The 22,051-nt window shown below is 56.7% G+C and carries 23 protein-coding genes and 1 pseudogene; 12 read left to right on the top strand and 12 right to left on the bottom strand.

The window, feature by feature from the left end; genetic code table 11:
• Nucleotides 1-35: 35 nt before the first annotated feature.
• Nucleotides 36-1,463: a cell envelope integrity protein CreD gene (gene creD, locus RZS32_RS06895; protein ID WP_317056280.1), complete on the bottom strand. Its 1,428-nt coding sequence runs from the start codon at nt 1,461-1,463 to the stop codon at nt 36-38.
• Nucleotides 1,464-1,599: 136 nt separating this feature from the next.
• On the opposite strand from creD, the gene RZS32_RS06890 reads away from it, so the two are divergent.
• Entirely contained in the window at nt 1,600-2,046 is a 447-nt protein-coding gene (locus tag RZS32_RS06890) for a MarR family winged helix-turn-helix transcriptional regulator (RefSeq protein WP_317056279.1), read from the top strand.
• Here the strand turns inward: RZS32_RS06890 and RZS32_RS06885 are convergent.
• The 11 genes from RZS32_RS06885 to RZS32_RS06835 all read right to left on the bottom strand — a co-directional run bounded on the left by RZS32_RS06885 (nt 2,043) and on the right by RZS32_RS06835 (nt 9,676).
• Entirely contained in the window at nt 2,043-2,822 is a 780-nt protein-coding gene (locus tag RZS32_RS06885) for a succinate dehydrogenase iron-sulfur subunit (protein WP_317056278.1), read from the bottom strand. The genes RZS32_RS06890 and RZS32_RS06885 overlap by 4 nt on opposite strands.
• Nucleotides 2,823-2,873: 51 nt before the next feature.
• Nucleotides 2,874-3,200: a hypothetical protein gene (locus tag RZS32_RS06880; RefSeq protein ID WP_317056277.1), complete on the bottom strand. Its 327-nt coding sequence runs from the start codon at nt 3,198-3,200 to the stop codon at nt 2,874-2,876.
• Nucleotides 3,197-3,523: a succinate dehydrogenase gene (locus RZS32_RS06875; protein ID WP_317056276.1), complete on the bottom strand. Its 327-nt coding sequence runs from the start codon at nt 3,521-3,523 to the stop codon at nt 3,197-3,199. Before RZS32_RS06875 ends, RZS32_RS06880 begins: the two co-directional genes overlap by 4 nt.
• Nucleotides 3,523-5,328, bottom strand: a complete 1,806-nt coding sequence (sdhA, locus tag RZS32_RS06870) for a succinate dehydrogenase flavoprotein subunit (protein WP_317056275.1) — start codon at nt 5,326-5,328, stop codon at nt 3,523-3,525. Before sdhA ends, RZS32_RS06875 begins: the two co-directional genes overlap by 1 nt.
• Before the next feature lie 15 nt (nt 5,329-5,343).
• Nucleotides 5,344-5,715, bottom strand: coding sequence for a succinate dehydrogenase, hydrophobic membrane anchor protein (gene sdhD / locus RZS32_RS06865; protein ID WP_317056274.1), 372 nt, complete (start codon nt 5,713-5,715; stop codon nt 5,344-5,346).
• 10 nt (nt 5,716-5,725) lie between these two features.
• Nucleotides 5,726-6,109 (bottom strand): succinate dehydrogenase, cytochrome b556 subunit, encoded by a 384-nt coding sequence (gene sdhC / locus RZS32_RS06860; protein WP_317056273.1) that lies wholly within the window; start codon nt 6,107-6,109, stop codon nt 5,726-5,728.
• A gap of 171 nt (nt 6,110-6,280) precedes the next feature.
• Complete coding sequence (locus RZS32_RS06855) at nt 6,281-6,970, bottom strand: DUF1194 domain-containing protein (protein WP_317056272.1); 690 nt, start codon at nt 6,968-6,970, stop codon at nt 6,281-6,283.
• A gap of 46 nt (nt 6,971-7,016) precedes the next feature.
• Complete coding sequence (locus tag RZS32_RS06850) at nt 7,017-8,048, bottom strand: MaoC family dehydratase (RefSeq protein ID WP_317056271.1); 1,032 nt, start codon at nt 8,046-8,048, stop codon at nt 7,017-7,019.
• Between the two features lie 2 nt (nt 8,049-8,050).
• Nucleotides 8,051-8,254 carry a DUF1737 domain-containing protein gene (locus RZS32_RS06845; protein WP_317056270.1) on the bottom strand — a complete coding sequence of 68 codons (204 nt, stop codon included), beginning with the start codon at nt 8,252-8,254 and terminating at the stop codon, nt 8,051-8,053.
• A gap of 4 nt (nt 8,255-8,258) precedes the next feature.
• The gene (locus tag RZS32_RS06840; protein ID WP_317056269.1) at nt 8,259-8,807 is read right to left on the bottom strand and encodes an NnrU family protein; all 549 of its coding nucleotides are present in this window, start codon (nt 8,805-8,807) and stop codon (nt 8,259-8,261) included.
• A 5-nt stretch (nt 8,808-8,812) separates the two neighbouring features.
• Nucleotides 8,813-9,676, bottom strand: coding sequence for an HpcH/HpaI aldolase/citrate lyase family protein (locus tag RZS32_RS06835; RefSeq protein WP_317056268.1), 864 nt, complete (start codon nt 9,674-9,676; stop codon nt 8,813-8,815).
• A 208-nt stretch (nt 9,677-9,884) separates the two neighbouring features.
• Between RZS32_RS06835 and RZS32_RS06830 the strand changes: the two genes are divergently transcribed.
• The 11 genes and pseudogenes from RZS32_RS06830 to RZS32_RS06780 all read left to right on the top strand — a co-directional run bounded on the left by RZS32_RS06830 (nt 9,885) and on the right by RZS32_RS06780 (nt 21,969).
• Nucleotides 9,885-10,187, top strand: coding sequence for a hypothetical protein (locus RZS32_RS06830; RefSeq protein ID WP_317056267.1), 303 nt, complete (start codon nt 9,885-9,887; stop codon nt 10,185-10,187).
• A 289-nt stretch (nt 10,188-10,476) separates the two neighbouring features.
• On the top strand, nt 10,477-11,439 hold the full coding sequence (mdh, locus tag RZS32_RS06825; protein WP_317056266.1) for a malate dehydrogenase: 963 nt from the start codon (nt 10,477-10,479) through the stop codon (nt 11,437-11,439).
• 77 nt (nt 11,440-11,516) lie between these two features.
• A complete protein-coding gene (locus tag RZS32_RS06820) occupies nt 11,517-13,028 on the top strand; it encodes a hypothetical protein (RefSeq protein ID WP_317056265.1) in 1,512 nt (503 codons plus the stop codon).
• 222 nt (nt 13,029-13,250) lie between these two features.
• Nucleotides 13,251-14,444, top strand: coding sequence for an ADP-forming succinate--CoA ligase subunit beta (gene sucC, locus RZS32_RS06815; protein WP_317056264.1), 1,194 nt, complete (start codon nt 13,251-13,253; stop codon nt 14,442-14,444).
• Nucleotides 14,445-14,449: 5 nt separating this feature from the next.
• Nucleotides 14,450-15,043, top strand: a complete 594-nt coding sequence (locus RZS32_RS06810; RefSeq protein ID WP_317056263.1) for a hypothetical protein — start codon at nt 14,450-14,452, stop codon at nt 15,041-15,043.
• A gap of 18 nt (nt 15,044-15,061) precedes the next feature.
• Nucleotides 15,062-15,942: pseudogene (gene sucD / locus RZS32_RS06805) on the top strand (succinate--CoA ligase subunit alpha).
• Nucleotides 15,942-16,616 carry a hypothetical protein gene (locus RZS32_RS06800; RefSeq protein WP_317056261.1) on the top strand — a complete coding sequence of 225 codons (675 nt, stop codon included), beginning with the start codon at nt 15,942-15,944 and terminating at the stop codon, nt 16,614-16,616. The pseudogene sucD and the gene RZS32_RS06800 overlap by 1 nt, the downstream one beginning before the upstream one ends.
• A gap of 33 nt (nt 16,617-16,649) precedes the next feature.
• The gene (locus RZS32_RS06795) at nt 16,650-19,607 is read left to right on the top strand and encodes a 2-oxoglutarate dehydrogenase E1 component (RefSeq protein ID WP_317056260.1); all 2,958 of its coding nucleotides are present in this window, start codon (nt 16,650-16,652) and stop codon (nt 19,605-19,607) included.
• A 6-nt stretch (nt 19,608-19,613) separates the two neighbouring features.
• The gene (odhB, locus tag RZS32_RS06790) at nt 19,614-21,158 is read left to right on the top strand and encodes a 2-oxoglutarate dehydrogenase complex dihydrolipoyllysine-residue succinyltransferase (RefSeq protein ID WP_317056259.1); all 1,545 of its coding nucleotides are present in this window, start codon (nt 19,614-19,616) and stop codon (nt 21,156-21,158) included.
• A 29-nt stretch (nt 21,159-21,187) separates the two neighbouring features.
• Nucleotides 21,188-21,562, top strand: coding sequence for a hypothetical protein (locus RZS32_RS06785; RefSeq protein ID WP_339106855.1), 375 nt, complete (start codon nt 21,188-21,190; stop codon nt 21,560-21,562).
• Nucleotides 21,559-21,969: an MAPEG family protein gene (locus tag RZS32_RS06780; protein ID WP_317056257.1), complete on the top strand. Its 411-nt coding sequence runs from the start codon at nt 21,559-21,561 to the stop codon at nt 21,967-21,969. Before RZS32_RS06785 ends, RZS32_RS06780 begins: the two co-directional genes overlap by 4 nt.
• Nucleotides 21,970-22,051 lie beyond the last annotated feature (82 nt).

Here is a 22,051-nt window from a genome sequence, read left to right as displayed (position 1 = left end):
CAGGGCTGGTCCGTAGGTGGGAAAGAAACGTGGCGTCAGCCTGCGGGCGCAGGTGTGTCCGGTGTTTTTGGCTCTGCCCGGCGGAACCATCCGCGGCGCGGGCCTTCGCGTGGCTCGCCATACCAGTTCTCATTGCGGGTCGCGAACATGGTGCCTGCGATGGCCGCAAAGAGCAGAATGGATCCCGCCAGAAGGGCATAGTCCGCGCTGCGCAGGATGAGGTAAAGCACGCCGTACAGCACGGCCAGCAAGACTGCGACAACCAAAGTCCGTTTGCCCAGTTTCAGCGCGGTTGCCGCAAAGGCAGTCACCAAACCCACCGTGGCACTTCCGGCAATGAGATAGGCCAAAGCAAACCCTACTTGTTCTGATAGCGCCAGCATCAACAGGAAAAAGGTCGACTGCGCCAGGCCAATCAGGATGTATTGCACCGGGTGGGTCGGGCGCTTGGTCTGACCCTCAACAAGGTAGATTGTGAGGAAGGTCAGCCCGATAAACAGCACACCGTAGCGTGCGGCGCGATAGGCCTTTTGGTAAAAATCATTGGGACGGTAGAGGCCGACGCCAAAGCTGGTCTCGTTGCGGGCAAGTTCATCCTGATCTTCACGGCTGATCTGTGGCAGGGCGCGTGCCAAATGGGGAATCACCCATTCTGCGGTGAACCCCGTCTCGGTAATTTCCCGTGTGTCCGGAAGGAACGCGCCTTGGAACTCCGGATGGGGCCAGTCCGAGCGCATCACCACCCGCGTTTCGCGTCCAACTGGCGCAAATGAAACAGCTTCGGCACCATTGAAACCAAGCTTGAGCGTGTAAGCCTTGATCGCCCTGGGATCCCCCGTGGCCGCCCGTACACCACCGACCCAGCGATTGTCGCTGGCCGCTGGTTCCATAGCCAGGCTTCGACCATCGGCCAGAAGCCGCGTTTCCCCACGCAAGGCGCGGTTGGAGCTGACATTGATGCGCAGCTCGGCCTTGTCCCACAAAAGCACTTCTTCGCCGCGCAAAACGTTCTCGGCATCCTCTGCCGGGAAATCAAAGGCCATGTCGGATTTTGAGGTGTAGACCGGAACGGTAAAAATACCTCGGCTGCGTTCCTGTGTCGTTTTTTCAATTTCGATGTCGAGTTTATCCGGCAGGATATAGACCGGGGCACGGCGCAATGTTTTGGTCACGGTCTTGAATTGAAAGACCGGCCTGTCCTTGGCGTCGAGCTTTTGCTCGCCGGTCAGCGGGTCAATCACCTCACTCTTTTCTCGCACTGTCACGGTTTCTTCCACAGGGATGATCAGCACGGGGCCAGATAGCTTTTGCGCCCCGCCCCATTCATGGCCGACCGAGCTTATGGTCTGGCGATTGTAGTCTGCGCGGCTGTCGATGATGGCGCCCACGAAGAAGACGGGGATGGTCATGAGCAAGACCAATAGCCCCACGATGATAAAGCGAAGCCCGGCGGATCGATGCATGGAATACTCCTGTCTCAACTGTTCCGATGCTGTCCGTTTTGGCCCAGCTGCGTGCAGTGCATTGCCATGATTTTGCGCAGTTTTTGCGCAGATTAGGGGGCTTGTGTGATCATGCACCTGCATGTAGACTTTGCGTATGAGTAACCTGCCTCAACAAGAAGCGATGTGGTATGCCCTGTCGCGGGGATATAGCCAGGCACGGGGCGCGTTGGAGGGTGCTCTCAAATCTGCAAACCTTCCTACGCTTGATGTTTTTGATGCGCTTAACGCGCTGGTTGAAAGCGAGACGCAGCTGACGGCCAAAGCATTGGAAACAGCGCTCCTGATGCCACAATACGGCGTGTCGCGTTTGCTGGACCGCATGGAGAAAGACGGGCTCGTCGCGCGTGTGGCCAACCCCGGCGACCAGCGGTCAAAGCTCTTGAAGGTTACGGAAAGCGGTGCCGATACACATATCCGCATGAAGCGGGTGCGCGATGCAAGTCTGGTCGAGTTTTTCGGGCCACGCGCCCGGCCGGGTCAATTGATGCGCATGACACGGCTTTTGGGACTGCTTGATGACACGGCGGAAGCGGCGGATTAAACCGCACGCTCCAGCATCATCTTTTTGATTTCCGCAATCGCCTTGGCCGGGTTCAACCCTTTGGGGCACGTCTTGGCGCAGTTCATGATCGTGTGACAGCGGTAGAGCTTGAAGGGATCTTCCAGATCATCCAGCCGTTCACCCGTCGCCTCATCCCGGCTGTCGATGATCCAGCGATAGGCATGCAAGAGGGCGGCCGGTCCAAGGTACTTGTCGCCGTTCCACCAATAGCTCGGGCACGAGGTTGAGCAGGACGCGCACATCACGCATTCATACAAGCCATCGAGCTTTTCACGGTCTTCAATGGACTGCTTCCATTCCTTGGCCGGGCGGTTTGTCTTGGTCTCAAGCCACGGCATGATGGACGCGTGTTGTGCATAGAAGTGTGTCAGGTCCGGGATCAGATCGCGGACCACAGGCATGTGCGGCAGTGGATAAATCTTCACATCCCCCTTGATCTCATCCAGCCCATAGATACAGGCGAGCGTATTGATTCCGTCGATGTTCATCGCACATGAGCCGCAAATCCCCTCGCGGCAAGAGCGGCGGAAGGTCAGGGTCGGATCAATCTCGTTCTTGATCTTGATCAGCGCGTCCAGAACCATCGGGCCGCATTTGTCCATATCGAGGAAATAGGTGTCTACTGACGGGTTTTTGCCGTCTTCCTGGTTCCAGCGATAGATCTGGAATTTGCGGACATTCGTGGCGCTTTCAGGCTTGGGCCAGGTCTTGCCGGTCGTGATCCGGGAGTTCTTGGGAAGCGTGAGTTGTACCATGGTCAGATGTCCTTTCGACCAACTATCCTCGTGGTCAGGCGATGCATGTTATCAATATTCGACATCACATGCTCGTGCCACATTGTCACTTTGAGCAACGATGAAATCGAGCGCGTCATCATAAGAATACGGCGCGCCATTCATATGACGTTCATCTCCGGTCATAAATGTCATTGCGCCACGGAGTTCATTTTCTGTCCCGTTCTTCGCCCAAATCTCGGCCTCGCACCGGCAGTAGGCTGGCCTGTCTTGCGCATCTATGGTCTCTGGCGTGGCGTTTTGCGCAACACACACCGCCGCCACCTGTCCGACCAGGTCATTGCCAAGCACGGCAGACGGTACAAGAAAAGTCAAAATGACGAACGCAAATCTGATCATCCTGCCAGCCCTGTCAGAAGTGGAAGACCGTTTTCAGCATAGCATTGCACCGCCTCCCGGCGGGTTGAGATTTCAATCACAGTTTCGGCCGTTTGCGTGGTGACCTGTGTCACTGATGCGCGTGCAAGGCCAAGGATTTCCCCGGCGGAGGCCGCATCAATCACACAGTCCGTCACCGGCGCGATATTCAGCCCGGGAAACCGGGCTTGCATGACCTCATTCACAACAGTCTTGGCCTGCTTGCGCGCCAACGCATCGGCTGCATCATTGGCCGCCGTGCAACCCGTCAGCGCGAGCGCGACACATATCAGCACAACCCGCATCAGAAGGTCCGTTCCTTCGGCGCGATTTTCTTCAGGCTGATGCCGCCTTCGGCCTCAGTTGTCAGTGGGGCCTCAATGATCGGACGGTAGCTGAGACTTACCTTCCGGCCATCAACGCGCGCAACTGTATGGACGCGCCATTTCTTGTCATCCCGCGTGCTGAAATTCTCATGCGCGTGAGCTCCACGGCTTTCCTTGCGGGCCTCTGCCCCGGCAATCGTAGCCAGTGCGTTGGGCATCAGGTTGGTCAGTTCCAGCGTCTCCATCAGGTCGCTGTTCCAGACAAGGCTGCGGTCGGTGACCTTGATGTCATCCATCTTGGTGGCGATCGCGTCCATTTTCTGAACGCCGTCTGACAGTGTTTTGGAGGTGCGGAACACCGCCGCGTCGGCCTGCATCGTACGCTGCATTTCGAGCCGCAGGTCCGCAGTTGGCACGGCGCCATCTGCGTGGCGGATTCCATCGAACCGATCCAGCGCTTTGTCGACCTGCGCTACATTGGTGTCCGGCACGGCACTCTCGCGATCGACAACTTTGCCCGCGCGGATGGCCGAGGCCCGACCAAACACAACAAGGTCAATGAGCGAATTGGAACCAAGCCGGTTCGCGCCATGCACCGAAGCACAACCCGCTTCGCCCACAGCCATAAGACCAGGCACAACCGCGGTTGGGTCCTTCTTGGAAGGATTGAGCACCTCGCCCCAGTAATTCGTCGGAATGCCACCCATGTTGTAGTGCACAGTCGGCAGGACTGGAATGGGTTGCTTGGTGACATCGACACCGGCGAAAATCTTGGCTGATTCCGAGATGCCTGGGAGCCGAAGTTTCAACGCCTCCGGCGGCAGGTGGCTGAGGTTCAGGTGAATGTGATCCCCTCCTTCACCAACACCACGCCCTTCGCGGATTTCCATAGTCATACAGCGTGAAACGTAATCGCGAGGTGCGAGGTCTTTGTAATTGGGCGCATAGCGCTCCATAAACCGCTCACCTTCGGAGTTGGTCAGATACCCGCCCTCACCACGCGCGCCCTCGGTGATCAAAGTGCCAGAGCCATAAATCCCGGTCGGGTGGAACTGCACGAACTCCATGTCCTGCAAAGGCAATCCAGCCCGCGCGACCATCCCGCCGCCATCGCCGGTGCACGTATGCGCAGATGTGGCGCTGAAATAGGCGCGGCCATAGCCGCCGGTGGCCAGAACGACCATCTTAGAGTTAAAAACATGGATCGTGCCATCATCGAGTTTCCAGCAGACCACGCCAGTGCAGATGCCATCATCGCTCATCAAAAGATCAATAGCGAAATACTCAATGTAGAATTCAGCGTTGTTCTTCAGGCTCTGACCATAAAGCGTGTGAAGGATCGCGTGACCGGTCCGGTCTGCCGCAGCACAGGTGCGCTGCACGGCTGGTCCTTCGCCAAACTCTGTCGTGTGGCCGCCAAACGGGCGTTGATAGATCTTGCCTTCTTCGGTGCGTGAAAACGGCACGCCGTAATGCTCTAGCTCATAGACCGCCTTTGGCGCTTCACGCGCAAGGTATTCCATCGCATCGGTATCACCCAACCAATCAGAACCTTTGACCGTGTCATACATGTGCCACTGCCAACTATCGGGACCCATATTGCCCAGGCTCGCGGCAATGCCACCCTGCGCTGCTACTGTGTGAGAGCGGGTTGGAAAGACCTTGGTGATACATGCCGTGCGCAGTCCCTGCTCGGCCATGCCGAGCGTGGCACGCAAGCCTGCGCCACCTGCGCCGACAACGACCACGTCGTAGTCATGGGTTTCGTATTCGTAAGATGCCATGTCGTTACTCCGGTCTCACAGCGCCAGCCGTGCGATGGCAAAAAGACCCGTGGCCATAGCGCCATAGCTCAGGCACGTGACCAGGATGATACTAATTTTCTGTGCGGTGCCGTGCACATAGTCTTCGATAAGAACTTGTGCACCGTCCGAGAAATGCTTGAACCCAACAATGATCGTAAGCGCCGCCACAATCGCTGGGAAGGGGCGTGCAAAATATGCGGTCACGTCTTCATAGGATCCGCCAAGCGTTGCCCCAAAGGTAAATATAAAGAGCGGTATGAGGATGAGCAGTGCCACGCTTTGCACTTTCATTGCCCAGAAATGATGAACGCCGGATTTGGCGGCGCCCATTCCAACGGCACGTTTACGGTCAGTCAGGTATCTCATGCTGGTCCCCTTACACGATAAGAGCTGTCAGGATGGTCAGGACAACCGAACCGCCAATGATGCACCAACCAAGTTTCTCAGCGGTCTCAATTTCAAGCATCATCGCGTTGTCCCAGATGAGATGACGCACACCGGCGAGGGTGTGGTACCACAGCGCCCAGAGCGACAGGAACATGATCATGTCTCCGAACCAACTTGTCACCACAGCGTTGGCTACAGCGAAGTATTCCTCAGAAGTGGCCGCCGCGAGGAACCACCATACGATCAGCAGTGCCGCGACCAGCAAAGCGTTTCCAGTGATACGCGTGAGGATCGATGTGATAGATGTTAGCTGGGGTCTGTAGATTGACAGGTGAGGCGAGAGCGGACGATTGCCGCGATTGACATCAGCCATGTACCCTTCCTTCTTCGTCGGGTGACACGCATGTCCCGTTGACACGCAGCAATGTCACCACTTGAGTCTTTTTATCTAACCAATTGCTGCCGGTGCAAACCCTGAATCTATAGAATCTGCAGGCATTTGGTCGCAATTTGGGTTTTTGTGATCACATTGTATTTTCAGTGATCACAAATTGGGATTCCAAGAAGCAGGACGTCTTCCAGATATTTGTTTTGTTACCTCGCGCAAAAGCTTGCGCTGCATCCGGTTGGGATAATCATCGTAGCTGTTAGCTGTGATCACAAAAGCTCCATTTCCAAGAATGACATTCTCCCAGAAATACTCAGTCATCAACAGTTCAGCACCTTCGATGACCAGAGCATTTACGATGATATTCGATGAACTCAGTATTTTGTGTACTTCTTTGGGGTCCACCCCTTCATTGGATGATCCATCGCCGGAAATGTCGATGACCCACCGTTCACAATCTGGGACATCAGCAAACTGCGCCCCTGCAAAGGCGAGGGCCTCGCCGATGGCTGTGGAGAAGTTGCGCCAGACACGCGGCGTTGATTCCACTTGCGCCGCAAAATTCTCGAGCACATCAAAATCGGTCATCCGGGTCCATGGCGTGACCACGCGTTGGCGCGAAGACCCGGTCCACTGCAAGACCATCACAGCGGCCTCTTGAGTAACAAGCGCCTCGGCAACCGACCCGTCGCGCAACCCATCAGCAATCCCCTGCATCTGGATGCGGTATTCCTCGTTGTCCACTGAGCCTGAGACGTCCACGGCCAGAACCAATGCCACCTCACAAGCCATGGCGCGGCATGTCACAAGCATAAAGATAATCGCGAGGCCAAGACGTTTGATCATCCCTCGAGCATGACCAATTTCATCTCCGCTGCCTAGGGGCTGACATTCACATCGGCATGAGCGCCCAGTAGTCCAGATCAAGCATCACGTGCGGCAGGTACTTGCCATCCTCGCCTTTCAGGGTGAAAGGCGCTCCACCCTTGGTCGCCACCAATCGCAAACGCAGTGCGCCGACGCCTTGTACGCCGGTTTCGGCTTTGTCCAGCACTTCAGACCAGGCCTTGATCGTATCACCGCTGTAGCATGGATTCGCATGCGCCCCGGCATTCAATCCAGCAACGATCTGCGCATTGGCCAGCCCATTAAAGCTAAGCGTACGCGCCATGGAAATGACGTGACCGCCATAGATGAGCCGCCGGCCATCCTCGCGAAGGGTCGCATCAAAATGGACCTTCGCTGTGTTCTGCCAAAGACGCGTGGCCATCATATGTTCGGCCTCTTCGACCGTGACGCCATCCACATGGTCAATGGTTTCACCGACATCATAATCGCCCCAGCGATGTGGTTCTCCGGCAAGGGTATAATCGTAGTCGTCGAAAGTAAGCCCCTCGGGCACCACCAGATCCGCTACTTCGAGCGCCGGTTTTAACTCAGGAATGAGTGTGTCGGGCGCGGGTGCATCGACATTGCGTTTGCGCACCATGACCCAGCGCACATAATCAAGCACCACCTCACCGCTTTGGTTCGTGCCTTTTGTGCGAACCCAGACAACCCCGGATTTACCATTCGAATTCTGTTTGAGGCCGATCACCTCCGATGACGAACGTAGCGTATCGCCCGGATAAATCGGCTTCAGCCACCGTCCCTCTGCATAGCCAAGATTGGCAATCGCATTGAGTGAAATATCGGGAACAGTCTTTCCGAAGACCACGTGAAACGCTGCGATATCATCCAGTGGACTTGCAGGCAGGCCGCAGGCGCGGGCGAACTCATCGGATGAATAGAGCGCATGCCGCGCAGGATAGAGCGCGTGATAAAGCGCGCGCTCTCCTCCGGACACCGTACGAGGCACGGCATGATGAATGGTCTCGCCGACGGTGTAGTCTTCAAAAAACCGGCCCGGGTTGGTCTTGACCATGTTCAGTGTTCTCCAAGTTTGACGTCTGCGTCGTAAGTGCCGTCGACTTCTTTGACGACCGCTTGTCCGCAGCGCATGACGCCGTTTGCTGCGTCGAACGCGTAAGTCGGGTCGCCATAAAGCTCCCATCCTTTGTTCAGGGCTTCAGTGACCTTGTGACAAAAGTCGGATGTGTCGTCTGCCGAGAGGAACCGATAGAGTTTCATGCGTTTACCCAAAGGCCGGATAGCCAAGCCAGTAATGTATCCCTGCAATCACGGCAAAGACCACAACGGTGCCGCCAAGCGCCATCAGTTCCTTGCTTTGTGGAACAGGATCGGGGCGGGTCCATTCAGGTTGCGCTTTGTTGATGACAATCATCTGCACCACAGCCCAGGCCAAAAGGCCGCCGAAGAGGATGAAAGATGGAACATCCCCGTTCACCAGAATATGCGCCAAGGCCCAAACCTTGACCGCACCCAACATCGGGTGACGCATCCGGCGTGCCAGAGCTGTTTTCATACCTGATGCGGCGAACATGTAGACCGCAAGCAACATCAGCAGATTGTTGATGCCGACAAGCGCCGGGCTACGCCCCCAGAAAACCGCGCCATCGGCCATACCATAGCCTTTGCTCATGAGCCAAATGCTGATGAGCAACGTGACAGCGATAATCCCCTTGCCTGGTCCTTCCCCCAAAGCTGCGCGCAGGCCTGGCGCAAGACGCTTCAGGAGATGTGCGGCACTCCAAAGAACAAGACCAAGAATGAGATAGATCATGTCGCTTACTCCGCTGCCATCTCGGCAATTGCTTCCGATTTGGCCAGAATGCGCTGGGCTGCAACCACGTGTAGGTTTTCTACGATCTGACCGTCAACAACGGCCACGCCCTGTCCCTGCCGCTGACTTTCCTCGAAGGCTTCGATCTGTCGCTTGGCAAGGTCGATTTCAGACTGCGTTGGCGCAAAGGCGGTGTTGGTTACTTCAATCTGCGCTGGGTGAATGAGCGTCTTGCCATCAAAGCCCAGATCTCGGCCATGTTCGCATTCCGCTTTCAATCCATCGCCATCCCGAAATCGGTTGTAGACGCCATCAATCGCTACAACTCCGCGCGCCGCACGTGCGGCCATCACGATCATTTGCAAGGATGACAAAAGAGGCATGCGGTCCGGCCGGTAGCGGCACCCCAATTCCTTGGTCAGGTCGTTGGTTCCTGTAATCAGGCCCGTTACTTGGCGATGCGCGGCAATCTCACGTGCGTTAAACACGCTCGCAGGCGTCTCCATCATCGTCCAGATCGGCATATCTGGTCCAACCATATCGGCGAGGCTATCAACATCGGAGTAGTTGTTCACCTTAGGCAGTAGGATGATGTCGGCTCCGGCGTTGCCCAAAACACGTACATCTTCAAAGCCCCACTCGGTGGTCAGGGCGTTGATCCGCACCACTTTGACCCGATTGCCGTAGCCGCCATCGCTGAGAGCTTGCGCCAGTGTCTGCCGGGCCTCGGCCTTGGCATCGGGGGCCACGGCATCTTCCAGATCAAAAATGATCGCGTCCGTCGGAAGGCTGCGCGCCTTCTCAAGCGCACGTTCCTTGGAGCCAGGGATATAAAGTACAGAACGATAGGGGTGCGTCTGAAGGTCCATTCAAACGGCTCCTTTCCAAAGTCGATAGAAATTTTCTTGCGCAGCATTGCCATTTTTTGCCTGAAAAGTTCAAGGATTTTCCCGCCGCAGTGCAGAAACATACGAAAGATAAGCGAGGCGAACGTCGCATTAACCTTGTTTTGGTAGCCATGAAAGCACGCTTTCAAACATTCAAAAGGCAGGGACCAAGCTTAGAAAGGCGAGAATGATGAAGCTTAATGCGAAGATAACGACGGCCGCGATTGCGGTCTGCCTGGCTGGCCCGTCCGCTGCCTCAAACTGTGCCCCACGTGAGATGGTGGTTGAAAACCTGGCCAAGAAATACGGCGAATCGCGACAGTCTATGGGCCTTGGGGCCAACAATGCCGTTGTTGAGGTGTTCGCCTCGGAAGAAACCGGAACTTGGACGATCACAGTGACCTCAGTGCACGGAGTGACCTGCATGGTGGCCAGCGGTCAGGCGTTTGAAGAACTGGCCGAGGTGCTCCCGGTTGATGACAACGATGCGTAGCGACGCAAAATCGCAAGATGAGCGATCAAGCAGCGGTTGATGGCATGAAAGAATCGCCTGTGCGTCTGAATTGATTGCCGGTCGTTTCTTGGCCCGTATGCCGATTTGCCCAATCTTGCAGTTCTGAGTGGCTAAGTTGGGTCAAGCCACTGTTGTGCACATGGTTTTTGGTCTTGTCGGATTCTAAGTTCGATCAATTTCCGCGGTGCTGCATTGCAGCGCACTTGCGCCAGACGCCGATTGCGACTAGGCCGTGTCGCAACATTCCAACCGACCGGAGACCATTCCAATGGCCAGACCCAAGATCGCCCTTATCGGCGCAGGACAAATCGGCGGCACGCTTGCCCATCTTGCAGCTTTGAAAGAACTTGGTGATGTCGTTTTGTTCGACATTGCCGAAGGCATTCCAGAGGGCAAAGCGCTCGACATCGCCGAATCCGGCCCGTCTGAGGGGTTTGACGCCTCACTCCGGGGCACACAAAGCTACGCGGACATCGCGGGCGCGGATGTCTGCATTGTCACCGCCGGTGTCCCGCGCAAGCCCGGCATGAGCCGCGATGACCTTCTGGGCATCAACCTCAAGGTCATGAAATCCGTGGGAGAAGGCATCCGCGATCACGCACCAGATGCGTTCGTGATCTGCATCACCAACCCGCTCGACGCGATGGTCTGGGCCCTGCGTGAATTCTCGGGCCTGCCTCATGCCAAAGTCTGCGGCATGGCCGGTGTGCTGGATAGTGCCCGCTTCCGCCATTTCCTTGCCGAAGAGTTCAACGTCTCCATGAAAGACGTCACCGCCTTCGTTCTGGGCGGACATGGCGACACAATGGTGCCTTCCGTGCGCTACTCCACAGTGGCCGGTATCCCTCTGCCAGACTTGGTTGCGATGGGCTGGACCACGCAAGAAAAGCTCGACGCGATTGTGCAACGCACCCGCGACGGCGGTGCTGAAATCGTAGGCCTGCTGAAGACCGGCTCTGCTTTCTATGCACCCGCCACATCCGCGATTGAAATGGCCGAAGCCTACCTCAAGGACCAAAAGCGCGTTCTGCCCTGTGCCGCCTACTGTGACGGCGATCTGGGCCTCAAAGGCATGTATGTCGGAGTCCCGACTGTTATCGGCGCAGGCGGGGTTGAGCGGATCGTAAACATCAAGCTCAACAAGGAAGAGCAAGAGATGTTCGACGCTTCCGTCAAAGCCGTTCAGGGCTTGGTTGAAGCCTGCAAAGGGATCGACAGCTCACTCGCTTGATCCTCTTCCCTAGACAAGTTTAAGCTGGAACGCGCGGGCCTCAGACCCGCGCGTTTTTTATTTCAGGAGTTGATTTTTTGAAACGATTTTTCCTTCTCGGTGCGGCAGCGTTTTCGCTGTTGAGTGCCACCGCACTTCCCCTACAGGCGCAGTCATTGGCCGAAGACGGGCTGGCCCCAACGATTGAACGGTTGTCCGCAGACCCCAACGCGAACACCTTTGAATTGGGGATGTTACAAACGCTCCGTGCGGTCGAAAAAACCCTGCAAACACGATACGAATATGGGATCGGGCAGAGCGTGCCGATGCTTCCGGTTCTGCGCATTCAGGGCGCGCTGACACCTAATCCGAACCCCAAGCCGTCTGACACTGGCACGCTCTCGGACATCATGCGCCAGTTTGTCGAAGATATGGAGGTGGCGCGCACAACGCTGACTTCAGGCGACGATGCGCCTGCCTTTGATCTGACGCTGCAAGATCTGTGGTTTGATGTGGATGGAAACGGACAGCGCGCACGGTCTGAAAACGTCACCGAGCTTTTGGGGGCATTGGTGATTGGCGGGCGCGCCTATCGTGAATTCTCTCAGTCAGAGGCGAAAGACACACCCATCAGTGTTCGTTTTGATGCCGCAGATCATGCCTGGCTGGCGGCCTACACTCATATGTTGTCAGGCTTTGGGCACCTCTACCTGGCCTTTGACCCCGAACCGGTGTTCCAAAAACTGGAAGCCGAACGCACGGCGCTGGGCAACGCACCAGAGATTCCGAACATCTACGATCAGGCGCAACTGGAACAAGAACTCGCGGCGTTGGAGGCAGAAGAGGCAGAGATAAAGGCTGAAACGGAGGCACTGCAGGAAAGTTTCAACGCCAAGAACGACGCGTACCGCACGCTTTACGATGAAATAAGAGAAATGCCTGACGGTGCTGAAAAAGATGCGCTTCAGGAAACCGCCGATGCAATGCAGACTGAAAACAGAGCAATGGGCAGAGACCTAAGCGATCTGCGCCGCAGTCTTCAGTTCATCCGCAACGAAAAGCGCGCCATTGAGGCCAAACAGCCCGAAGCGGTTGGCGACATGCAAAGGATGGCGGCACAGCAGGCCGAGACGATTGATTTCATCTACGTTCTGATCCGATCCCTGGATCAGCAACCCGATGCTGATCACATCCGGGCTGTGCGCGACAACTGGATGGGCATGATTGCGCAAAACCGGGTGTTTTGGACGCGGCTGGCCGAAGAGACTGACAATGAGCGCGAATGGATTCCCAACGCGACCCAGACTTCGGCCTTGCCGGTAGAAATCCCTGATGGTGCGCCCGAGGCCTGGCAAGCGATCCTGGCGGATATCGAGGCGGTGCTGCAAGGCGATCTGCTGATCACGCACCCGCTTTTGCCACCCGGTCACGGCATCAGTATTCCAGCCTATGTTGAAGACCCCAGCCCATTGTCCTTGCTCGAATGGGTGCATGGCATTGGTGCGTATCGCTATGCCGCCAAGGGGCCACGGCTCACCGCGCAAAGTTGGAATGCGTTTCAACGTTTGACCAATGGAAACCCCGGTGGATTTGCGATCTTCTTCAACTAAGGGTCACATGCTGATGTTGCCATCATATCAAGCAGAGGCTTGAAACTGCGCATTGATTCGCTCCTAGCTTCATATTTGTAAATTTGTGATCACAGTTTTTAATGCTGTGATCACAAAAGTTATTATTTGGCCGCAAAACCCATAAACCGACGACAAAGCACTTAAGTCCGTCCAAATCCGTGTCTATACCGAGAGGGAAACACACCAAGACGGGATTGTGCGATGAACATTCACGAATACCAGGCGAAATCCTTGCTGCGTTCTTACGGTGCGCCGGTCTCTGATGGCCGCGTTGTGCTGCGCGCAGAAGAAGCCAAAACCGCCGCCGGAGAGCTTGATGGCCCGGTCTGGGTCGTCAAGGCACAGATTCATGCAGGCGGTCGCGGCAAGGGGACATTCAAGGAACCCGAAGCCGGAAGTGCAGGTGGCGTGCGCATCGCCAAATCCGTGAGTGAAGCTGCCGAAGAGGCCAAGCACATGTTGGGCCGCACATTGGTCACCAAACAGACCGGCCCGGCAGGCAAGCAGGTCAACCGCGTCTATATCGAAGACGGCGCTGGCATCGACAAGGAATTCTATCTCGCCCTGCTCGTGGATCGCGGCACCTCGCGTATCAGCTTCGTCTGCTCCACCGAGGGCGGCATGGACATCGAGGAAGTGGCCGAAAGCACGCCTGAGAAAATCCTTAGCTTCAGTGTTGATCCAGCCACCGGCTACCAGGCCTTTCACGGCCGTCGCATCGCCTTCATGCTGGAACTCACCGGTGGTGCTGTGAAGCAATGCGTCAAGCTGATGGGCACGCTTTACAAGATGTTCCTCGAAAAAGACATGGAGATGCTGGAGATCAACCCACTGATCCTGACCACAGGCGGCGACCTCAAATGCCTCGATGCCAAGATGGGTTTCGATTCCAACGCGGTCTACCGCCACGCCGACATTGCCGAGCTGCGCGATGTGACCGAAGAAGACCCCAAAGAACTTGAGGCGTCTAAGTATGACCTCAACTATATCGCTCTGGATGGCGAAATCGGCTGCATGGTCAACGGCGCGGGCCTTGCCATGGCAACGATGGACATCATCAAGCTTTACGGATCAGAGCCGGCCAACTTCCTCGACGTGGGCGGGGGTGCGACCAAGGACAAGGTGACGGAAGCCTTTAAGATCATTACCTCAGACCCACAGGTCAAAGGCATTCTGGTCAATATCTTCGGGGGCATCATGCGCTGCGACGTGATCGCCGAGGGCGTCGTGGCCGCTGTGAAAGAGGTAGGCCTCAAAGTCCCGCTCGTCGTCCGGCTTGAGGGCACGAATGTCGAGAAGGGTAAGGACATCATCAACAACTCGGATGTCGATGTGATTGCGGCGGATGACCTGAAAGACGGCGCTGAGAAGATCGTGGCGGCGGTGAAGGGCTGATCGTCGTGAGTTCTTCCACGTTCAGAAAGAATTTTCTGCCCGTATGCATCGGGCTAGCAGTGTTTGGCGCGTATTGGACCTACAAGCGTAATGAACCGGTCCGGACTGCAGAATACACCAGCGTAACTCAGGGTGTTTTTACCTTCGCGACCAAATGCGCCAACCCGAGCGTTACTCGTAAAGATGCGACTGCGACCATGACGGTCATGGGTGGCAGTTCTAAAGAGACGACTGTTGATGGGATTGAAATGGCATTCGTTTCAGACAGGTCTGTTTCTTTCGCTTCTGTGGGACGTTCACCAGACAAAGTGAAACACAATGAGCGTGGTTCTTTGGTTTTCTATAGTCTCAACGGAGAGAACATTTGTCAGGTTGCGATTGCGCATCCGAAAGAAACAGTAACTGAAAAACTCATCTCACTCGCAGGCGTTGTGAGCGAAGGGTCAACCATAAGCCAAGTTGGAACAACGGAAACTGGATCTGATGTTTATCAAATAGATTACGGTGATACCGGTCTGTCCGGATTAATAACTGTAGCTCGGCGTGTTTCAGAAACCGGTTCTGAAACCACCATCCTGTCCAGCGCAAAGACACAATAACCTAAGGAGCCAACAATCATGGCAGTCCTCGTAGACGAAAACACCAAAGTCATCTGTCAGGGTCTTACCGGCTCGCAGGGGACGTTCCACTCTGAACAGGCCATCGCCTATGGCACCAAGATGGTCGGCGGCGTGACGCCGGGCAAAGGCGGGCAGACGCATCTTGATCTGCCGGTTTACAATTCCGTGCATGAAGCCATGCATGAGACCGGCGCAAATGCGTCCGTGATCTATGTGCCACCCCTTTTGCCGCCGATTCCATCCTTGAGGCCATCGATGCCGAGATGCCGCTCATTGTGTGCATCACAGAAGGCATTCCGGTCCTCGACATGCTGCGTGTCAAACGCGCGCTGATGGACAGCACATCGAAACTCATCGGCCCCAACTGTCCCGGGATCATCACGCCCGATGCCTGCAAAATCGGCATCATGCCGGGCCACATCCACAAGCGCGGCTCCTGCGGCGTGGTTTCGCGCTCCGGCACGCTCACCTATGAGGCGGTGAAACAGACCTCCGATGTGGGTCTGGGCCAGTCGACCTGTGTCGGCATCGGCGGCGACCCAATTAAAGGCACCGAGCATATCGACGTGCTGGAATGGTTCCTGGCCGATGATGAAACGGAAAGCATCATCATGATCGGTGAGATCGGCGGGTCTGCTGAGGAAGAGGCGGCTCAGTTCCTCATTGATGAGAAAAAGAAAGGCCGCTGGAAACCCACGGCCGGTTTCATCGCCGGGCGCACCGCCCCTCCGGGCCGTCGCATGGGCCATGCCGGTGCCATTGTCGCGGGCGGCAAAGGCGGCGCGGATGATAAGATCGAAGCCATGCGCGCGGCTGGGATTGTGGTCTCTGAGTCCCCCGCAGGTCTTGGTGAGGCCGTTCTGGAGGCGATTGGCTAATGTCCCAGATGAAAGCCGTAGGTCGGGCTTCAGCCCGGCACGCGACCCTGGCATTTCTGGGTGCGGCTTTCATTGTGGCGGCCTCATCCGCCCAAGCGGGCGAATGGAACAAAATCGCCAGCAAGGCCATCGCGGCCTGCACCGATGCTGCGCCGGAAGACTTCGACGCCAATCTGGCATCTGCCGGTTTCGAACATCTCACCGATGCTCATGTTGATCGCGTGGGGGCGCAACTGACATATGCAGAGCGCCTGACCACCTATGCTCAAACAGGTGAGGCCCCCAACCCCGCCTTGCACGCCAATGCGGTTGAAATCTTTACTGGTATCATCGCCGCAATGGTCGAAGACGCGGATGACGGACAGCAGATTTACGTTTTTCCAGAGGATGACACATTCTTTGTGATCACCTCTGTCGTTGAACCTGAGCATTGCGGATTCACGCATGTCGCCAGTTTGGACCACGGCGCGTTACGTGCTGGAGAGTTCGACGACGTTGCTGGCATCAAAAATCCGGATCAGTCCTTCGAACAAGAGTTTCTGACCGACGCGATTTCAACGCCAAACGGACAGGACGAACCCTTCATCTTTTTTCGGCAGTTGCGCCCCAAGGACGGAGCCAAAGCGGCACTGGGCGACGACGCCATCGTTTCACAATGGGGCATCAGGCCCTGACGCGCTGCGCGTCTGTCAGCAGGGGAAAGACACATGACCGACCAATCTCCCAACGACCAATTCCACGCCTCGTCCTTCATGCAGGGGCACAACGCGGAATATCTTGAACAGCTCTATGCGCGCTACGCCAATGACCCCAATGCGGTCGATGAGGCTTGGCAGGCGTTTTTTGCGCAGTTGGGCGATGGTGAGGTTGAAGTCAAGCGGGAAGCCGCCGGACCAAGCTGGGCGCGTCCTGACTGGCCGCCGCAACCGCAGGACGAACTGACCGGTGCTTTGACGGGCGAGTATCCGCCCGAAATTGAGGCCAAGAAGGCGGGGGAAAAGATCAAGACCAAGGCCGCAGAGACCGGTGTTGAGGTCTCGGATGAGGCCATCAAACGTGCCGTGCTGGACAGTGTTCGCGCCCTAATGCTGATCCGCGCTTACCGCATCCGCGGCCATCTCGCGGCGGACCTTGACCCGCTGGGCCTGCGTGAAACACCTGCGCGGCCCGAGCTCGATCCACGATCCTATGGCTTCACCGAGGCTGACATGGACCGGCCCATTTTCATCGACAATGTCTTGGGACTGCAGGTCGCATCCATCCGCGAAATTCTGGCCATCGTCAAACGCACCTATTGCGGCACCTTTGCGCTGCAATACATGCATATTTCCGATCCGGTTGAATCGGCTTGGCTTAAGGAACGCATCGAAGGCTATGACAAGGAGATCAGCTTTACCCGTGAAGGGCGCAAGGCGATCCTGAACAAGCTGGTAGAGGCCGAAGGGTTCGAAAAATACCTGCATGTCAAATACATGGGCACCAAGCGGTTTGGTCTGGATGGCGGCGAGAGCCTTATCCCCGCGATGGAGCAGATCATCAAACGCGGCGGGCAGTTGGGTGTAAAGGACATCGTCATCGGCATGCCCCACCGGGGGCGTCTGTCGGTGCTGGCCAATGTGATGGGCAAACCCTATCGCGCGATCTTCAACGAGTTTCAGGGCGGCAGCTTTAAGCCCGAGGATGTGGATGGCTCCGGCGATGTGAAGTATCACCTCGGCGCATCCTCAGACCGCGAGTTTGACGGCAACTCCGTGCATCTCAGTCTGACCGCGAACCCGTCACATCTTGAGGCGGTGAACCCTGTGGTTCTCGGCAAAGTGCGCGCCAAGCAGGACCAGATGAACGATACGGACCGGACGTCTGTTATGGGTATCCTGTTGCATGGTGATGCTGCGTTCGCCGGGCAAGGTGTGGTCGCCGAAGGCTTCGGTCTATCCGGTCTGCGCGGCCATAAAACCGGTGGCACGATGCATATCGTCGTGAATAACCAAATCGGCTTCACCACCGCACCCCACTTCTCGCGCTCGTCGCCCTATCCAACTGACATCGCGCTTATGGTCGAAGCGCCGATTTTCCACGTCAATGGCGATGACCCCGAGGCCGTGGTGCACGCAGCCCGCGTCGCCACCGAATTCCGCCAGAAGTTTAAGAAAGACGTGGTCATCGACATGATCTGTTATCGCCGCTTTGGCCATAACGAGGGGGATGAACCGATGTTCACCAACCCCGTCATGTACAAAAAGATCAAGACGCAGAAGACAACTCTGGCGCTCTACACCGAACGGTTGGTCAAAGACGGCTTGATCCCTGAAGGTGAGATTGAGGACATGAAAGCGGCTTTCCAATCCTATCTTGCCGATGAGTTTGAAGCCGGCAAAGAGTTCCGTCCCAACAAGGCCGATTGGCTGGATGGCAAATGGTCTCATCTTGACCGCAAGGATGAGGACTACCAACGCGGCGCGACCTCCATCAAGAAAAAGACCTTCACTGAAATTGGTAAGGCACTAACCACGGCACCCAAGGACTTTCCACTGCACAAAACCGTCGCGCGTCTGCTCGAGACCAAGGCCAACATGTTCAAAACCGGAGAAGGCTTCGACTGGGCCACTGCCGAGGCGCTGGCCTTTGGCTCATTGCTGACCGAAGGATACCCTGTGCGTCTGGCGGGTCAGGACTGCACGCGCGGCACATTCAGCCAACGCCATTCCGGGTTGATCAACCAAGACACAGAAGAGCGCTATTACCCGCTTAACCATATCCGCAATGGGCAGGCGCAATATGAAGTCATCGACTCGATGCTCTCGGAGTATGCGGTGCTTGGCTTTGAGTATGGCTACACCCTGTCAGAACCCAACGCGCTGGTGATGTGGGAAGCACAGTTTGGCGATTTCGCCAATGGTGCGCAGATTATGTTCGACCAGTTCATCAGCTCCGGTGAGAGCAAATGGTTGCGCATGTCCGGTCTTGTCTGCCTTTTGCCGCATGGATTTGAGGGGCAGGGGCCGGAACACTCCTCGGCTCGCTTGGAGCGTTTCCTGCAAATGTGTGGACAGGACAACTGGATCGTTGCCAACTGTTCGACTCCATCGAACTACTTCCACATCCTGCGCCGCCAGTTGCACCGCACCTTCCGCAAACCGCTTATCCTGATGACGCCGAAATCGCTCTTGCGGCACAAGATGTGCATTTCCAAGACCGAGGATTTCGTCACCGGCTCCAGCTTTCACCGGGTGCTCTGGGACGACGCCCAGCACGGCAACTCCGATCTCAAGCTTAAACCTGACAACAAGATCCGCCGTGTCGTGATGTGTTCCGGCAAGGTCTATTACGACCTTCTCGAAGAACGTGACAAACGCGGGCTGGATGACGTCTACCTGATGCGGCTCGAGCAATTCTATCCCTTCCCGGCCATTTCCATGGTCAAGGAGCTGGAACGCTTCAAGGGCGCCGACATGGTCTGGTGTCAGGAAGAGCCCAAGAACCAGGGCGCCTGGTCCTTTATCGAACCCAACATCGAATGGGTCCTGCAGCGCATCAAGGCCAAGCATACCCGCCCGACCTATGCCGGTCGCCCAGCCTCGGCCTCTCCGGCCACGGGGCTTGCCAGCCAACACAAAGCACAACAAGAAGCGCTGGTGAATGCCGCGCTGACCATCGAAGGATAAGACCCAATGACCACCGAAGTACGCGTACCCACCCTGGGCGAATCCGTCACTGAGGCCACCGTGGCCACCTGGTTCAAGAAACCGGGGGATGCTGTGAGCGCCGATGAGATGTTGTGTGAATTGGAAACCGATAAAGTCACAGTCGAAGTTCCCGCACCGGCCTCGGGCACCATGGCCGAGATCGTCGCCAAGGAAGGTGAGACCGTGGGGGTCGATGCGCTTTTGGCGACCATCAACGAAGGCGAAAGCGCCGGTGAAACCCCGTCTGCCGCGCCTTCCTCTGCGACCGCAGAAGCCAAGCCCGCAGCTGGGGACAGTGGCAGCATCGACGTGATGGTGCCTACCTTGGGCGAGTCCGTGACAGAGGCGACCGTATCGACCTGGTTTAAATCCGTAGGCGACAGCGTCTCCGCAGACGAAATGCTCTGCGAGTTGGAAACCGACAAGGTCTCGGTCGAAGTGCCTGCGCCGTCAGCAGGTGTTTTAACTGAAATTCTTGCGAAAGAGGGCGACACGGTGAAGGCGGATGGCAAACTTGCCGTGATGTCCGGTGGTGCCGATGGAGCAGTGGAACCTGCCAAGCGTCCAGCCACAGGGGATGGTGAAACCAACGGGGATCAATACACGACCCCGCCTGCCGGGCGCGACGCGAAGGATGTCGAAGACGCCCCATCCGCCAAGAAAGCCATGGCCGAAGCAGGCCTTTCGCCTAATCAGGTGCAAGGCTCAGGCCGCGATGGACGCGTGATGAAAGAAGACGTCGCCCGCGCTGCGGCTGCGGCCTCTGCCGCCCCTGCTGTGTCTGCCGCGCCTGCCGCCGCCGCGCGTGCACCGGTCTCGGCCGATGATGCGGCGCGCGAAGAGCGCGTGAAGATGACCCGCCTGCGCCAGACCATCGCCAAGCGCCTCAAGGACAGCCAGAACACCGCCGCCATGCTCACCACCTACAACGAGGTGGACATGACCGAGGTCATGGCGCTGCGCAGTGAATACAAGGAAGAGTTCCTCAAAAAGCATGGCGTGAAACTGGGCTTCATGTCTTTCTTCACCAAGGCCTGCTGCCACGCGCTGAAAGAAGTGCCCGAGGTCAACGCCGAGATCGACGGCACCGACATCGTGTACAAAAACTTCGTCCATATGGGCATCGCCGCCGGAACGCCAACGGGCCTTGTTGTGCCCGTGATCCGAGACGCGGATCAAATGAGCTTTGCCGCCATCGAGAAAGCCATCGCCGAAAAAGGCGCCCGCGCGCGGGACGGCAAACTCTCCATGGCCGAAATGCAGGGCGGCACCTTCACCATCTCCAACGGCGGCGTCTACGGCTCGCTGATGAGTTCGCCGATCCTCAACCCGCCCCAGTCCGGCATCCTCGGCATGCACAAAATCCAGCAACGCCCTATGATCGTGAACGGCGAAATTGTCGCACGCCCGATGATGTATCTGGCGCTCAGCTACGATCACCGCATCGTGGATGGCAAAGGCGCGGTGACGTTCCTCGTGCGGGTGAAAGACGCGCTTGAGGATCCGCGGCGGTTGTTGATGGATTTGTGAGCAATCCGGTGGATCACAAAGAACTCAAGATGGACTGGTATCGCGCGTCGATCCAAACGACGCGTGAGCTAGGTCTTTATGCAATAAAGACAATGGTCACTCTAAACAGTGGCGCCTTTGTTGTAATGCTCACATTTTTGGGTAATGCCGCCGCCCAAACGGCATTTTTTCTCCCGTTAGCGGCGATCAAGGCGAGCCTTTTTTGCTTCCTCGTGGGGATAGTGTTGGCACTTATAGTTATCTTGACTGCGTATATTGTTGCACTGACTTCCAATCCATACACTGGTAAAGCAGCACTGCCTGACTGGGCAACATACCTTGGATACTTCGGCTTTTCGTTTGCTTCTGTAGCTGCATTCATATTCGGTGTTTGGACTGTGGTGTCGAAGGTTCAGGCACTATGACCCCCGAACTCACCGTCCTCACCCTCGCGGCCCTCCTTCAGGTGCTCCAGTTCGTCCTGATGTCCGTCCCCGCCAACCTCGAACTTGGCCCGGGCAAGACCACATCGGCCCGCGACCGCTCAAAGCTGGGCGGCTCACTCGAAGACCAACTCAGCGAAAAAATCGCGCGTCTTTACCGCGCCCTGAACAACCATTTCGAGGGTCTGATCCTCTTCACCATCGCCTGCGTCGTGATCACCCTGTCGAACCAATCCACCGGCTTCACTGCCGCCTGCGCCTGGACCTACCTGATCGCGCGCATCTTCTATGTTCCGGCCTACTATCTCGGCCTACGGCCCTGGCGGTCGCTTATCTGGATGGTGGGCTTTGGTGCGACCGCGCTGATGCTGCTGAGCGCCCTTCTATGAGCTTCTTTCTTGTCGAAAATACCCAAATCCGACCTTTACGCTTGGCCCTCCGCCCGGCAGGATCGCGTAAAAACACCGACGT

Origin of the sequence: Roseovarius sp. W115, from assembly GCF_032842945.2 — a bacterium.
Classification (GTDB): domain Bacteria; phylum Pseudomonadota; class Alphaproteobacteria; order Rhodobacterales; family Rhodobacteraceae; genus Roseovarius; species Roseovarius rhodophyticola.
Note: the sequence above shows the minus strand (reverse complement) of the source record. Positions and strands in the feature narration are given on the sequence as shown.